This window comes from Allorhizobium ampelinum S4 (assembly GCF_000016285.1).
Classification (GTDB): domain Bacteria; phylum Pseudomonadota; class Alphaproteobacteria; order Rhizobiales; family Rhizobiaceae; genus Allorhizobium; species Allorhizobium ampelinum.
This window is the reverse complement of record NC_011989.1, coordinates 461,281-475,245: the sequence shown is the minus strand read 5'-3', so window position 1 is coordinate 475,245 and position 13,965 is coordinate 461,281. Positions and strand designations below refer to the sequence as shown.

Genomic DNA, 13,965 nt, shown 5'->3' with positions numbered 1-13,965 from the left:
CGCCTGATATCAGTAACCTAGGGATTGATGTAACAACGCCGAGGTGGGGGATCGAGAACTTCTTTGCCAAGCTCAAACAGTGGCGGCGCATCGTCACGCGATATGAAAAACTCGCCGCCAACTTTCTCGGGTTCATTAAGCTCGCCAGCATAATGCTATTGATTAAATGATTAATTTGTCACTACAGCCTAGATTCTTTTGTTTTCGTTTGTCTGATCAGAAAAACCGGGCTCCACTTTTCCCTGACAAACTCTAAATAATAAAGCTTCGAATGACGCTCCCATTTTTCGGACTGACGCTATCAATGAGATCAGATTAAAAAAAGGATGTCGTCATCAAGCCAAGACTTATTCAGCAGCAGCCACCTGCGGCAGGGCTGGGCGCAGCGAGTGTGGTGGGCCTTCCACCTCCGCTGTGCGAACAACCGAGTCGATTTGAGAAACGCGGGTGGAAAAGGCCTGAAGGTTTGGCCAGACACTCAGATCAAATCCAAGCCGACGAGCCCAGGTTGTCATCACATACAGGTATGCATCCGGCGCGGATAGGTTGTCTCCAAGCAGGAAGCGGCGCCCCTCAAGCCACTGATCAACATAGGCAAGGCGTGGTGAGACAAACACCCGTGTATCGGCCTGTCCTTCCTCTGTCTTGGAAAGGAAGTTCGCGGCAACGCCGCCGTGGCGCTCACGGGTAATAAAATTCTTGTGAATTTCAGCTGCAATGAAATTCAGCCATTCCATCTGCCTTTCGCGCTGTCTTTCACCCGGCCGCGCCAGCAAACCCTTTTCGGGAACCTGGTCGGCGATGTGGGTGAGAATGACATTGCCCTCTGTCAGAATATCACCATCGTCCAAGCGCATGGCGGGAACGTAGGATTTTGGATTGATCAGGTTGTAATCTCCTCCTGACCATTGCTTTGTCATGAGATCCACCCTTTCTGCTTTAAAGGGCAATCCAGATTCGTGAAGCAGGATATGGGCAGCCATTGAACTGGCACCGGCGGCATAAAACAAGGTCAACATAGTGATCACTCCAATCGCGGTCTGGTCATATCAATTCTGTTCTATTTTTGCCTCTGCAGGCGGTTTTAGAAATTGAGTGAATCGGCAAGCGAAACGTGCAAGAATGCACCAATGTTGGATTGGCAAGACCTTCGATATTTCCTCGCTGTCGCGCAGCACGGTTCTCTGACGGCCGCTGCCCGGGTGTTGGGTGTTGACCATGCCACGGTTGGCAGACGCATCGCGCATCTTGAAGCAACCACGGGGCTGAAGCTGATTGACCGTTTGCCACGTGCGACGCGTCTGACCGTGCATGGTCAATCTCTGGCTGAGGCCGCTAAGGCGATGGAGCGCGGCGCAGAGGGGGTTCATCGCCATTTGCGCGGCAAAAGCACGGGTCTGTCGGGAAGTGTGGTGGTCAGTGCGCTGCCAGTGATCAGCGCCTTTGTGATCGCACCCAGCCTGTCACAGCTGCGATTAAACCATCCCGATCTTCAAGTCGTCCTCTTGGCAAGCTCATCGGTTGCCTCCCTCGAAAAGGGGGAGGCTGATTTGTCTCTCGGCTTTGTCAGGCCACGGGCTGAAGGCCGTATCGTGCGCGAGATGGGACTTTTGCCGCTCGCTCTTTATGCGGCAAGCTCTCTTGCTGATATGGCCATCGAGAACCAAAGTTTTATTGGCTTTGAACAGAGCTTTGGCCATATTGAGCAGCAACGTTGGCTTGAAGACGTTGCCGGGTCGCGGCCTTTTGCGCTGCGAACAAACGACGTCGTGACGCAGCATCAGGCAGCCCGTGCGGGTCTGGGCCTGGCACTTCTGCCATGTTTGTTGGGAGATGCAGATGAGGGACTTGTCAGAGTGGCGGTGGGTCGAGCAACACCCTCTCGCCAGCTCTGGTTGTCCGTGCACGCAGATATCCGAAAATCTCCGGCGGTGCGTGCCGTAATGGATCATTTGATCGAAACTTTCAAATAGAGTTTGTCAGGGAAGAGTGGAATCCGGTTTTCCCGAAAAGACAAACGAAAACAAGACTAGAGCATGTCGCGCAAAAGTGTGCAGCGGTTTTGCGGTAACGACATGCGTAAAAACAAAAACTTAAAGCGTGTTGCTTGAGGCTGATAAGCCGCAACACGCTTTAGCTAGAGTGTGTCTGGTTCAATCAGAACCTGACAGACTCTAGAAGTGGAAGAGGCCCCGTGTAAAAACCGTGCGGGGCTAATTTGGTTTCTGTCCCACGAACTCCTGGGAAATTTTCTCGATAAGTCGTTCCAGGATTGGGCGCCCTTTGGGTTGTGGGCAGACGAACTCGACCTGAAATGTGGAAAAATGCCCGCTGAGTGGATGGATAAGGACCTGTTTCTCATGCGCGGAGCCCAGCACTGCTGACAGTGGTACGAGCGCAATCCCCATACCGCGCACCACGCTGGACATCAGGATGCTGAAAGATCCGCATTCTGAAATACGGGCTGGCTGGAAGCCCCCCTCCATGAAAAGCATGGCGAGATGCCGACTACAGGCGCTTTCCTTTTTGCAGACGAGAAAAATCTCGTTGGCGATCTGGTTGACGAGATCAATCCGCGGATATTTTAACGATGAAATCAACACCATTGCCTCTCCATAAAGCGGGATACGTATGCACTCAGGCGGGGCAAACCCGGCGCCGACAATGGCGGCATGAATGCGCCCTTCGCGAAGACTTTCCACAAGTGAAAGAGCACCATCTACATAAACATCCACACCCATGCCGTCGAAGCCGGACAGCAATCTGACCAGCGAGTCGATGCAATCGGGCGAAATTGTTTCGATCGTTCCAAGCCGAACAATTTCGCCTGTATTTGGTGACATCACTTCGCCTTTGGCTTCCTGGGCAAGAGCCAGAATTCGCGTGGCGTAATCATAGAGTATCTGGCCTCTTGCTGTCGTTCGTACGCCGCCTCTGTCCCTGCTCAACAATTCGACGCCAAGCTCTGTCTCCAATTGCTTGATACGCAGTGAGACACTCGATTGAACACGCCCAAGCTGGAAGGCGGCTTGAGTGATACTGCCGGTTTGTACTGCAAAAACAAAAGCCTTCAACTCTAAAAGATCCATAGTTGGTTCTCCATAATCGAGCTTAGTGGTCAGCGACGACAGCACAGTCCTTGCACAAAGGACACTGTGCGCCAATCAAGGCATAAAGGCTCACCTGAACTCAGTGCAAAGCGTCGGCAAACCTGCTGCTGCAATACTTGAGAGCCAGGATCAATGAAGCCATCGGTGCTGCCGATGATGCCATCGGAATTAATCATTAGCGCAACATCGCAGTGCATCATAGACTGTATTTCAATCAAAACGCGATTTTCACGATCACGAAATTGATAGTTATCGCCACGTTAATTTTATTTTAATTTTTAAATAAAAATAAAATTATAAATATAATACAATAAATCAAAGTATAAAAAATGGAGAAGAGCGATGATCACAGAATACTTCGATACATCCATTACCATAGATGCGCTTGACATATCAAAAGTTGATAAATTATTGACGAGATTTGAATCTGAACTTCATAGCGATAGAAGTTCATCGCCGATTGCCGCTTATGCAAGAACGTTACGCGGACTTCGAAAGGAGGTTCAGTCTGTTCAGACCAACAAGGACGAAATTGAGTTTGGACATACCTTTAAAGAGAGATTGTTGTCTTTGGCCAAGGAGCTGCAGCTGCCAGATGATCATTTCTCTATCGACGTTTCCGGTGAGCCACTTTTGGTGCGCGAAGAGCGCGGTGAGCACCTGATCTCACCGACGCATTTCGAGAATGGCGCTTACTTCAGCCATCCGCATGCCGATCACCAACTCGATTGGCGGGCGGATGAATTGCCTCGCATAAAAATTGGCCAATATGTTCGATTTGGTCGCAATGCCTCGGTGAATGCCGGTGGGGACGTGACCATCGGGAATGGAGCCTGGTTGTCGCCTGGCAGCCAGTTGCTGCGTCAGGATCATGACCCGTATGGCCGTCCGTCCGTTGGCTCAAGAACCGTTGCCATGACCAAGCTGCCACCGATTACGCTGGAAGAATATGCCTGGGTTGGGCGCGAAACACTGATTGGCTGGGGAGCAGATTATCTTGGCAAAGCCAGCGTCTGCGCCACGCGCGCCTTTGTCAACACATGGGTAGGCGATTATTCTATCACTGGTGACCGTGGACGCATCATCCAATATATGCCTTTCAAGGCGTATGCACTTGAGTACAGTGACACGTCATTGCGCGATGTTTTGCGTATCACGGATTGGTCAGCCATCAACACGGCCTGGCTCGAAACATATCGCTCTTCACCAGCAGATGCTCAGACTGTGGCAGAACTTCCCGCCGATATTCTGCGCAAAGGCGCAAGCGTTCTGGTGATCGCTCCGAGCGGGCTCAATGTTGTCTCGGCTTTCAAACACCAGAAAATCGATATTATTGATTACAACCGTAAAATGAGCCCTTACATTCTGCAATGGGCGCAGGATAACGGTAAATATGACGTGCGGTTCAGGGCTGACCTTAATACCAGGACACTGCCATTCCCAACCGGTGGCGACGTGCATTATCGCCGGACGATTGGCTATGACACGGTTGTTTGCTGCCTTGGCATCGATGAATTGTCTGTGGGCTTCCTGAATGAAATCAAGCGGGTGCTTCGGACCTCCGGCAAGTTGATTGCTCCGACCTCTTTGGTGGATCATATTTCTCAAGCCGGCGCCGATGAGCATGGTTTTTCTCTGACGCCCGATAGCGATCTGACCTTGGCGGGTGAGGCCTATACGATTTTTGCCAGAACTAAATCGTAAAATCGCCTTGTCTCACGACGTGCTGCCGGTTGGCCGTCATCTCGGCAGGCTCTCTCGTATTCGCTGAAAATATTTAACGAACCAGTCTCAGCGTGTCAGACATGGCACGCTCAGGCTGCCGTTCAGTTGGGGAAAAACCATGGCAACGCTGAGTGATTTTAATAGGGACGGTAAACGATATGTGGCCCTGAATGGTGTGGGCGATGATCAAGACCAGAGCATTCTGTTTGATCATGTCAGCAGCTATGATCTGATCCGTAGCTTTGTCGATGCGAATTGTAACTGGAGCCGTGTGCTCGAAAGTCGAAAAAACCAGTGGAAGCCATCGATTTTGCCTGAGGCGGATGGACTGGCTTACAATCCGCCCGGAAAGCCAGAGGACATCCGAAATTGTACCGTCAGTGCCTTTGGCAATACCCATAAAACCATCAATAATTCACTATCCTCTCAAAAAGACGTGGACTGGTTCTACAAGGGAAATGGAACAACAGTGATTGGCACAGACCATCCGCTGATCTCCAACCTTAACTCTTATGGGTGTGGAATCGAAATTGAATATGCAGCCGTCTTCATGATCAACGCAGCGGGCGATCCGGTTTATATCGGCTACACGATCGCCAATGATTTCTCCGACGCCGAGATGCGGCGGCGAATGCCCAGCCTGGCCAATCTTTCCAAGCTCGCGACCACCTCTTTCGGGCGTTTTTTGTTTCTTGCCCCGATCCCGACAAAGACCGAGATTGCCTGCACCATTTTGCGTCATGGCAAGCCTGCATGGCGTGTCAATGGCCAACTCGGTTCTGAGGCCATGAAATACAGCTTCTCCTATCTGAATGAGCTGCTTTTTCAAAATCAGAGCATTAAAGGGGATGCCTATACCATTCACTACATGCTTTTGGGAGCATCGATCAGCAGCAACAAGGCTGAGTTTGATATGAAACATTCCGATATCATCCTCGTCCATGATGAGGACAATAATGTCATTTTGAGAAATGAATATATCGATGAAGCGATCGTTTGCGCCTGCTGTTGAGCCGCATCCTCCTTCTGTTTGGCTGTTTTTTGCAAACATATATGAAGTGGGTGCGAATCGGGACGCGTACCCGGTCCGCACAAAGCACCAGATCCAGTTAGCCGAGGCAATGCTCCAGCCAGACACTCAGGTCATGCAATTCGGCTTCTGTAATGGTGTGGCCGATAGGATAAGTATGAGACGTGATTGTATATCCTAAGGCCTCCATTCGGGTTTGAGCTGTTTTGATTTGTCGCAAAGGTGTGACCTTGTCGATCGCCCCATGCCCCAAAAAGACGGGCGTTGCGAGCGATGCCTGCGAATGTTCGTCACCAAGGCTTGCGCTAAGAGGTAGCCAACCAGATAGGGCGGCGATACCCGCCAGCCGATGTCTGAAGCGCAGTCCTGTCAGCAAGGAGAGAGCACCGCCTTGAGAAAAGCCTGCAATCACAATCCGTTCCGGGGCAATACCGCTTTTGATTTCTGCTTCGATCAGCGCTTTAAAATACTCGGCTGCGGTCCGCAAACCGGCTTCGTCCTCGCGTGCGACAAAATCCTGATCAAGAAGGTCAAACCAGGCCGACATGGTTTGCCCTTGGCAGATCGAGACTGGTTGCTTGGGCGCATTGGGCAAGACAAACCGGACAGGCCCAACACGTCCGAGATTGAGGCGTTGGATGACAGGTAAGAAGGTGTTCCCGTCCGTTCCAAGGCCATGAATAAAGAGAATGGTAGCGTTCGGCACTTGGCCTGTTTCCACGATAATAGGCGCTACAGGCCGCAAGAGCGATGCCGTCATTTCAAGATTTCCTCATCGAGACCGCTGAGACGTGATCATGCCACATATTCAGCCGGAGGTTGACTAGTACGATGGTATGAGTATTATCGTATTAAATGTTTGACAAGGAGGTTCATCGTGCAACTTGAAATTTGGTCCGACTACGCATGCCCTTATTGCTACATTGGCAAGCGCTTCCTTGATCAAGCGCTGGCTGAGTTCGAACATGCCAAAGATGTCCAAATCACGTTCAAAGCATTCGAACTTGACCCAACCGCAAGCCCGGTTGTGGTCAATACCACCCAGCAGCGCATCGAATATAAATACCGCAAGAGCCCAGAGGGGGCACGCGATATGATCCAGCAGATCATGATGCTGGGCAAGCGTGTCGGGCTGGACATGCGCTATGACACGGTTCGCTATACCAATACATTCGACGCCCACCGACTGGCAAAATTCGCTGAGAGCAAAGGGCTTGCCGATACCATGTCGGAGCGGTTGTTTCTTGCTTATTTCGTCGAGAACCGTGAACTTGCCAATCATGCCGTGCTGGCGGAAATCGCCGTTGAACTTGGCCTTGATTATGATGAAACCAAGGCCATGCTTCAGTCCGATGTTTTTGCCGAGCAATCGCGTGCAGATGAAGCGCAGGCCCATGGCATGGGTATTCACGGTGTGCCCTTTTTTGTCTTTGATGAGGGGCTTGGGCTTTCTGGCGCACAACCAAAGGCCAGCCTACTCCAGGCTTTGAAAACAACCTGGAGCAAAGCCCACTCTGCCGAGAAAGACCGTGCACCGGTTTGTGGAGAAGAAGGGTGCTCGGTTCCTTTGGCGGGTTGAAAATAACAGCGGTCAAGTCCAACGCTGTTTTTACCGCATTGTACTCAGAAGTTGGAACCACTTTTCCCTGACAAACTCTAGGATGTGTGGACTCTTAGGATTCCCAAACATCTAGATATGGGATTCAAGACTGTCTTTTGGAGGCCGTCATGAGTGTTCTGGAGCGTTTGATTCTTCGAGACGACCAATGGGATCGGATTTCCCGACACATCATCGGTGATGCTCGCACCCGCGGCTCGTCCGGGCGGGATAATAGCATGTTCGTGGAAGCGGTACTTTGGATCGCACGCACAGGCTCACCTTGGCGTGACCTACCGGAGGTCTTCGGCGACTGGAACAGTGTCTTTCGGCGCTTCAGCCGCTGGAGCCAAAAGGGCGTCTGGTGGCGGGTTTTCGAAGCGATGTCCGATGACCGTGATTTCGAGTACCTGATCATCGATAGCACCATCATCCGCGCTCACCAGCACGCATCTGGCGCAAAAAAGGGGCTGAAGATCAGGCCCTTGGCCGTTCTCGCGGCGGCCTGAGCACCAAAATTCATATGGCTGTGCGTGGTCTTGGATGCCCCGTGCGCTTCATTCTCACAGCAGGCCAGAAAGGTTATGCACCACAGGCCGACGCTCTGCTTGAAGAGCTTCCCGCCGAGGTCGTCATGGCGGATACCGCCTACGACGGTGACCGACTGCGCAAAACTATCGCCGAGAAGGGAGCGAAAGCCGTCATTCCAAACACCCCCGCTCGCGCAAAGAAATATCCACTCGACAAGCAACTCTACGCGCAGCGCCATCTGGTCGAGTGTTGCTTTTCAAAGCTCAAACAATTTCGGCGTATTGCCACCAGATATGAGAAAACGGCCCGGAACTATCGAGCCATGGTCGCTCTCGCAGCGACAATATTGTGGCTTAAATAACTGTCCAAAATTCCTAGGGTCTGTCTGGTTCAATCGGAGCATGACAGACCCCAGCACCAGGCTTTTATTTCGTAATTCCATAAACCTCAAAAACTTTAAACAACAAGTCATAAATACAAGGTTTTGTAGAACGATCTCTTCAACAAAAATAATGCTCGGCCCGGTGGTAAATCCTAATCTCTACGCCGGACCCTTTTCGCGCGCCATTGTTGGACATGGTTCGTTTTGGAGCGGTGAAAGAATGGCATCCAACAGTCCGGGAAAGCGTGCGTTAAGATCGTCTCGTCGCAGCGATAGACGATATTCCCTGCCAATATGCTGCTGCCATACAACACCGCTTTCGCGCAAAATGCGAAAATGATGCGTCATCGTTGATTTGCTGATTTGGGGAAGAATACCACAACACGGGTGCTCACCAACTTCAGCAATCACCTTAATCGCAGCCAGACGCACCGGGCTGCCAAGTGCTGTGAGAACGCTGTCCAGGCGAATCTCTTCTCTTTTTGGATGGTAAGTCTTCATAATCGACATAATACGAGAACAATCGTATCATGTCGAGATGTGCATATTGTAAATAGGGCATCGTAACGTTAACCGGACATCGATCAAAATGAGGAATCTGGCTGCATGACCAGATCTAGCCGTGATCCTCTTTATCGTCGCCACCGATTTCCAGCGGAAGTGATTGCCCATGCAGTTTGGCTGCATTTCCGGTTTCCGCTTAGCCTGCGGATGGTCGAGGATCTGCTGGCAGTGCGTGGCATCATCGTCTCTCATCAAACCGTGCGGCTCTGGGCTGAGAAATTCGGCAGACACTTTGCCAACGATATCCGCAAGCGATCTGCCGGCAGGCTCGGTGATAAATGGTATCTCGATGAGGTTGTCATCACCATCGGTGGAAGGAAACACTGGCTTTGGCGCGCCGTTGATCAGGATGGCTTTGTTCTCGACGTGCTGGTGCAAAACCGCCGCAATGCCAAGGCGGCAAAACGTTTGATGCGCAAGCTCCTGAAAGCCCAAGGCCGTGCGCCGTGTTTGATGATTAACGACAAACTACTATCCTATGGTGCAGCAAAGCGGGAGGTCATGCCCGGCGTTGAGCATCGTTCTCACAAGGGATTGAACAATCGGGCGGAAAACTCTCATCAGCCCGTCCGACGACGCGAGAAGATCATGAAGCGCTTCAAGTCAGCACGACATCTTCAGCGTTTCGTTTCCATCCATGACCCCATCGCCAACCTCTTTAACGTTCCCCGACACGATATCCCATCCGCCCACCATCGCGAACTGCGAACCGAAGCCATGCAAGCATGGCACCAAATCGCACGCCTTCACGCCGCATGAACTAATTCCTCACGCCAAGTTGGTGCGTTCAAGGCGATAAGTTTACAGTGCCGTCGCAAAATATCCGCTGCACGTGCTGAACAGCGCAAGTGACACACCCTGACACGAGTGACACAATTATTCTGTAAGTTATTGATTTTACTGGAGCGGGTGAAGGGAATCGAACCCTCGTATTCAGCTTGGGAAGCTGCTGCTCTACCATTGAGCTACACCCGCCTAATGCCCGAGAGTTCCTACACTTGGGCGTTGATGTCAAGCATGAAAGCGCAGATCAGGCTGCGCGAAAATGCTTGGAGAGCTTCAGTCCCTGAGCCTGGTAATTGGAGCCGAGGCCTGTGCCGTAGAGACCCTGGGGATGTTCGAGCATATGTTCATAGACCAGGCGGCCGATGATCTGGCCGTGCTCTAGAATATAGGGTACTTCGTGGCTGCGCACTTCCAGCACAGCGCGGCTGCCGGTACCGCCAGCCCCGGCATGGCCGAAGCCCGGATCGAAAAAGCCGGCGTAATGAACGCGGAACTCCCCGACCAGCGGGTCGTACGGAGTCATTTCCGCCGCATAGAGCGGCGGGACATGGACGGCCTCGCGTGAGACGAGAATGTAGAACTCGTCGGGATCGAGGATTAATTCGTCACGGCCACGGCTGTAGAGCGGTTCCCAGAAGTCCAGCACATCATGGGCAGCCTTACGATCGACGTCGATCACCGCCGTATGATGCTTGCCGCGATAACCGACCAGCCCGTCCGGTCCCGTCCCCTTCAGATCGATGGACAGCGCGATGCCGCCACCCGAGACATTGGGCGTCTCGCTGGCCACCAGCGTTTCGGCCTTGTGCAGATCCAGAAGTTCGCTGTCGCTCAGAAGCGCATGGCCGATCCGGAAGCGGATCTGCGACAGGCGAGAGCCGCGCCGCACGATGATGGGAAACGTCCGCGGACTGATTTCCAGATAAAGCTGGCCCTTGTAGCCTGCCGGAATCTTGTCGAATTCCTGCGCGTAATCGACCATCACCCGCGTAAAGATGTCGAGGCGGCCGGTCGAGCTTTTCGGATTGGTGGAGGCAGATAGATCCGCCGGCAAATCCAGGCTCTCCATCAGCGGCACGATATAGACACAGCCGGTTTCAAGGACAGCGCCATGCTCCAGATCGATCTCATGCAGGGTCAACCGTTGCAGCTTGTCCGCCACCGTGCTGTTGGGGCCCGGCATAAAGCTGGCGCGCACCCTGAGCGCTTTGGAGCCCAACCTCAGATCAAGACTCGCCGGCTGGATCTGGTCGTGATCGAGCATGGTTTCGCTCAAAAGCGAGGCCAAGCCGAACAATTCGCCTATGGCGCGATCCGCCAATATGCCCGCATTCCGTGTCATTATGTCTTCCTTGCAGCGCCGACGCCGAACAAAGCGCGCAACATGCCGCAGCCCCGTCAAACACCGGCATATAGTCTATGACAAAACCAAACTCCGGGAATTGACGCAAGCAAAAGAACGGCGTAAGCAAATCTTATCCCGTGGTGATTTGGCCGGTCGGCTTGCAGCCACGTTAAACAATTGGCTAAAAAGATCGGACACGTGCAAACTGGTCCGTATTTCGCGACCGGTTTTTTTGTGTTCGAAAGGCTTATACAGCATGGCAAACAACTGGCGCCCAGCAACCAAACTCGTTCATGGCGGCACGCTGCGTTCACCTTATGGCGAAACATCCGAAGCCATCTATCTCACCCAGGGCTTCGTCTACGACAGCTCGGAAGCGGCAGAAGCCCGTTTCAAGGGCGAGACCGAAGGCTATATTTACGCCCGCTACGGCAGCCCGACCAATGACATGTTCGAAAAGCGCATGTGCCTGCTGGAAGGTGCCGAAGAGGGCCGCGCCATGGCTTCCGGCATGGCCGCCGTCGCGGCCTCCATTCTCTGCCAGGTTCAGGCTGGCGATCATATTGTCGCTGCCCGCGCCCTGTTCGGCTCCTGCCGCTGGGTGATCGAGACCTTGGCACCCAAATATGGCGTGGATTTCACCCTGGTCGATGGCCGCGACCTGAAAAATTGGGAAGACGCCATCCGCCCGAATACCAGGGTGTTTTTCCTGGAAAGCCCCACCAATCCTACCCTGGAAGTGGTGGATATTGCCGGCGTCGCCAAGCTCGCCAACCAGGTCGGCGCGACCGTGGTGGTCGACAATGTTTTCGCCACCCCGCTCTTTCAAAATCCGCTGGAACTTGGCGCCCATGTCGTTGTCTATTCGGCAACCAAGCATATCGACGGCCAGGGCCGCTGCCTGGGCGGCATCGTGCTGTCGTCCAAGCAATGGATCGAGGAAAAGCTCCAGGATTACTTCCGCCATACCGGTCCGGCCATGTCTCCCTTCAACGCCTGGACCCTATTGAAAGGCGTGGAAACCCTGCCGCTGCGCGTCAAGCAGCAGACGGAAAATGCCGGTCGTATCGCCGATTTTCTGGCTGACAATAACAAGGTTGCCCGCGTTATCTATCCAGGCCGCGCCGACCATCCGCAGGCCGACATCGTCGCCAAGCAGATGAAGGGCGGCTCCACCCTGGTGGCTTTTGAAATGAAGGGCGGTAAGGCGGCGGCTTTTGCCCTGCAAAACGCCCTACAAGTGGTGAAGATCTCCAACAATCTCGGCGACGCCAAGAGCCTGATCACTCACCCGGCCACCACCACCCACAAGAACCTGACGGACGAGGCCCGTGCAACGCTTGGCATGTCCGGCGGCACATTGCGCCTGTCCTGCGGTATTGAAGATGCCGAAGACCTGGTGGAGGACTTCGCTCAGGCGCTGGATGCCGTTTCCGCCTGATGGCCGTACATGCCAAGGCCGGAGAGGCTTGAGGCGCTCTCAAGCCGTAAAATTTCAGGAGGCGTGACGCGCCTCCTGAACCGCATGAAGGTGCAGCATATATAAAATGCGACCGCGTCCTTTTTATATTCTATAGAACGCGCGGCGCTGTAGCCCCATCTGAAACACCCATATCCTTCATGGAGAAACCTGATATAGTGGCGCCAGTCTTTGCTGAAGTGTGCCGCCAGGGATTTCTAAAACTCTAAAAAATTTTTGAGTACCCTTATTTTTTACTGGAAATTAAGTCTATTAATGGTCTTTATTGTTGCAGGATTATTCCCTGCGACGACATTGCCGCAAACCTTAACCTTATCGGCTTTTGCTAATGTATGCTTACCAAAGCGTCAAGAAGTCTCCTTTCATGTATCGCGCGCTGACACGGGATATAGAGGTCACAGTCGAGCCATTTTACCTGGCGGAACAGTCCGACCCGGAAGACAGTCGTTATGTCTGGGGCTACAGGGTCGTCATTGTCAATCAGTCGAATGTGGCCGTGCGGCTGATCAATCGTTACTGGCATATTACGGATCAGAATGGCCAGGTGGACGAGGTTAGCGGTCCGGGCGTGATCGGCGAACAGCCACGCCTGGCTCCGGGTGAAAGTTTTGAATATTCGTCAGGCTGTCCATTGGACACGCCATCCGGTATCATGTTCGGCCGCTACGAAATGGAAACTGACGATGCCGAAACATTCGACGTCGCCATTCCCGCCTTTTCTCTGGACACCCCGGATCTTCGCCGCGTCCTGAACTGATCAACCACGCGCTCCAGTCAAAGGCATGGCTTTTACCGCATTTTTTTGATTTCCTTGAAAACCGGGATGGTTTATGGGGAGATTCATGACGACAAAGCCGATTATCATTTTGCCTGACCCGCTGCTGCGCGAGGTCTCCCAACCCATTGAGCGGATCGATGCCGACCTTGAGCGGCTGATCGATGACATGCTCGAGACCATGTATGATGCGCCCGGTATCGGCCTCGCTGCCGTTCAGATTGCCGTGCCTCGTCGCCTTCTGGTCATCGATGTCTCGAAGGAAGGTGAAGACAAGCAACCGCTGGTCTTTATCAACCCGGAAATCATTGGCAGTTCGCAGGCCCGCTCCACCTATGAGGAAGGCTGCCTTTCCATTCCCGATTACTATGCGGAGGTGGAGCGCCCGGCCGCCGTCACGGTAAAATCACTGGATCGCCACGGCAAGGAACAGGTGATCGAGGCCGATGGCCTGCTTGCCACCTGTCTGCAACATGAAATCGACCATCTAAACGGCACGCTGTTCATCGACCATATTTCGCGGCTGAAACGTGAAATGGTGATCAAGAAATTCTCCAAGGCGGCGAAGTCAAAGGTGACGGTCTAGGGTCAGCGGGGCTCATCCTGAAACTGGCAGGTTGCAGGCCTTGTTGTTCTGGCT

General features: G+C 53.0%; 14 protein-coding genes, 1 tRNA gene, 1 pseudogene and 1 riboswitch. Of the genes and pseudogenes, 10 read left to right on the top strand and 6 right to left on the bottom strand.

Annotated elements, in window-relative coordinates; translation table 11 throughout:
• Positions 1-41: 41 nt before the first annotated feature.
• Positions 42-170, top strand: a pseudogene (locus AVI_RS29440) (transposase); the annotation flags it as partial.
• Positions 171-347: 177 nt separating this feature from the next.
• Here AVI_RS29440 and AVI_RS02275 read toward each other — a convergent pair.
• On the bottom strand, positions 348-1,019 hold the full coding sequence (locus AVI_RS02275) for a glutathione binding-like protein (RefSeq protein WP_041696147.1): 672 nt from the start codon (positions 1,017-1,019) through the stop codon (positions 348-350).
• A gap of 72 nt (positions 1,020-1,091) precedes the next feature.
• Between AVI_RS02275 and AVI_RS02270 the strand changes: the two genes are divergently transcribed.
• Positions 1,092-1,973 (top strand): LysR family transcriptional regulator, encoded by an 882-nt coding sequence (locus tag AVI_RS02270; RefSeq protein ID WP_197436509.1) that lies wholly within the window; start codon positions 1,092-1,094, stop codon positions 1,971-1,973.
• A gap of 240 nt (positions 1,974-2,213) precedes the next feature.
• On the opposite strand, the gene AVI_RS02265 is transcribed toward AVI_RS02270, so the two are convergent.
• A complete protein-coding gene (locus AVI_RS02265) occupies positions 2,214-3,089 on the bottom strand; it encodes a LysR family transcriptional regulator (protein ID WP_015914825.1) in 876 nt (291 codons plus the stop codon).
• A gap of 363 nt (positions 3,090-3,452) precedes the next feature.
• Between AVI_RS02265 and AVI_RS02260 the strand changes: the two genes are divergently transcribed.
• Positions 3,453-4,814 carry a hypothetical protein gene (locus AVI_RS02260; protein ID WP_015914824.1) on the top strand — a complete coding sequence of 454 codons (1,362 nt, stop codon included), beginning with the start codon at positions 3,453-3,455 and terminating at the stop codon, positions 4,812-4,814.
• A 139-nt stretch (positions 4,815-4,953) separates the two neighbouring features.
• A complete protein-coding gene (locus AVI_RS02255) occupies positions 4,954-5,847 on the top strand; it encodes a hypothetical protein (RefSeq protein WP_015914823.1) in 894 nt (297 codons plus the stop codon).
• Positions 5,848-5,944: 97 nt separating this feature from the next.
• Here the strand turns inward: AVI_RS02255 and AVI_RS02250 are convergent, their stop codons facing one another.
• Positions 5,945-6,625, bottom strand: coding sequence for an alpha/beta hydrolase (locus AVI_RS02250; RefSeq protein ID WP_015914822.1), 681 nt, complete (start codon positions 6,623-6,625; stop codon positions 5,945-5,947).
• A 117-nt stretch (positions 6,626-6,742) separates the two neighbouring features.
• Between AVI_RS02250 and AVI_RS02245 the strand changes: the two genes are divergently transcribed.
• Together AVI_RS02245 and AVI_RS29435 are read left to right on the top strand one after the other, a co-directional pair.
• Entirely contained in the window at positions 6,743-7,444 is a 702-nt protein-coding gene (locus AVI_RS02245) for a DsbA family oxidoreductase (RefSeq protein ID WP_015914821.1), read from the top strand.
• Positions 7,445-7,593: 149 nt separating this feature from the next.
• A protein-coding gene (locus AVI_RS29435) for an IS5 family transposase (protein WP_085946583.1) occupies positions 7,594-8,354 on the top strand; the annotation gives its coding sequence in 2 pieces (ribosomal slippage) (positions 7,594-7,921 and positions 7,921-8,354; 762 coding nt in all).
• A 180-nt stretch (positions 8,355-8,534) separates the two neighbouring features.
• On the opposite strand, the gene AVI_RS02230 is transcribed toward AVI_RS29435, so the two are convergent.
• Positions 8,535-8,885 (bottom strand): ArsR/SmtB family transcription factor, encoded by a 351-nt coding sequence (locus tag AVI_RS02230; protein WP_015914818.1) that lies wholly within the window; start codon positions 8,883-8,885, stop codon positions 8,535-8,537.
• A 96-nt stretch (positions 8,886-8,981) separates the two neighbouring features.
• Between AVI_RS02230 and AVI_RS02225 the strand changes: the two genes are divergently transcribed.
• A complete protein-coding gene (locus AVI_RS02225) occupies positions 8,982-9,698 on the top strand; it encodes an IS6 family transposase (RefSeq protein WP_015914817.1) in 717 nt (238 codons plus the stop codon).
• Positions 9,699-9,840: 142 nt separating this feature from the next.
• Here the strand turns inward: AVI_RS02225 and AVI_RS02220 are convergent.
• Both AVI_RS02220 and AVI_RS02215 read right to left on the bottom strand, forming a co-directional pair.
• Positions 9,841-9,914, bottom strand: a tRNA-Gly gene (locus AVI_RS02220).
• Positions 9,915-9,969: 55 nt separating this feature from the next.
• Entirely contained in the window at positions 9,970-11,067 is a 1,098-nt protein-coding gene (locus tag AVI_RS02215; protein WP_041696142.1) for a 2'-deoxycytidine 5'-triphosphate deaminase, read from the bottom strand.
• A gap of 130 nt (positions 11,068-11,197) precedes the next feature.
• Positions 11,198-11,276: riboswitch (SAM riboswitch) on the top strand.
• 50 nt (positions 11,277-11,326) lie between these two features.
• Here AVI_RS02215 and AVI_RS02210 point away from each other — a divergent pair.
• The 3 genes from AVI_RS02210 to def all read left to right on the top strand — a co-directional run bounded on the left by AVI_RS02210 (position 11,327) and on the right by def (position 13,911).
• Entirely contained in the window at positions 11,327-12,511 is a 1,185-nt protein-coding gene (locus AVI_RS02210; RefSeq protein ID WP_015914815.1) for an O-succinylhomoserine sulfhydrylase, read from the top strand.
• A gap of 403 nt (positions 12,512-12,914) precedes the next feature.
• Complete coding sequence (gene apaG / locus AVI_RS02205; protein WP_015914814.1) at positions 12,915-13,307, top strand: Co2+/Mg2+ efflux protein ApaG; 393 nt, start codon at positions 12,915-12,917, stop codon at positions 13,305-13,307.
• Positions 13,308-13,392: 85 nt separating this feature from the next.
• Positions 13,393-13,911 (top strand): peptide deformylase, encoded by a 519-nt coding sequence (gene def / locus AVI_RS02200; protein WP_041696140.1) that lies wholly within the window; start codon positions 13,393-13,395, stop codon positions 13,909-13,911.
• Positions 13,912-13,965: the final 54 nt, after the last annotated feature.

Excerpts from the sequence above, each read along its gene's own strand:
- AVI_RS02275 (WP_041696147.1), bottom strand. The coding sequence starts at position 1,019 with ATGTTGACCTTGTTTTATGCCGCCGGTGCCAGTTCAATGGCTGCCCAT.
- AVI_RS02265 (WP_015914825.1), bottom strand. The coding sequence starts at position 3,089 with ATGGATCTTTTAGAGTTGAAGGCTTTTGTTTTTGCAGTACAAACCGGC.
- AVI_RS02260 (WP_015914824.1), top strand. The coding sequence starts at position 3,453 with ATGATCACAGAATACTTCGATACATCCATTACCATAGATGCGCTTGAC.
- AVI_RS02255 (WP_015914823.1), top strand. The coding sequence starts at position 4,954 with ATGGCAACGCTGAGTGATTTTAATAGGGACGGTAAACGATATGTGGCC.
- AVI_RS02250 (WP_015914822.1), bottom strand. The coding sequence starts at position 6,625 with ATGACGGCATCGCTCTTGCGGCCTGTAGCGCCTATTATCGTGGAAACA.
- AVI_RS02230 (WP_015914818.1), bottom strand. The coding sequence starts at position 8,885 with ATGTCGATTATGAAGACTTACCATCCAAAAAGAGAAGAGATTCGCCTG.
- AVI_RS02225 (WP_015914817.1), top strand. The coding sequence starts at position 8,982 with ATGACCAGATCTAGCCGTGATCCTCTTTATCGTCGCCACCGATTTCCA.
- AVI_RS02215 (WP_041696142.1), bottom strand. The coding sequence starts at position 11,067 with ATGACACGGAATGCGGGCATATTGGCGGATCGCGCCATAGGCGAATTG.
- AVI_RS02210 (WP_015914815.1), top strand. The coding sequence starts at position 11,327 with ATGGCAAACAACTGGCGCCCAGCAACCAAACTCGTTCATGGCGGCACG.
- apaG (WP_015914814.1), top strand. The coding sequence starts at position 12,915 with ATGTATCGCGCGCTGACACGGGATATAGAGGTCACAGTCGAGCCATTT.
- def (WP_041696140.1), top strand. The coding sequence starts at position 13,393 with ATGACGACAAAGCCGATTATCATTTTGCCTGACCCGCTGCTGCGCGAG.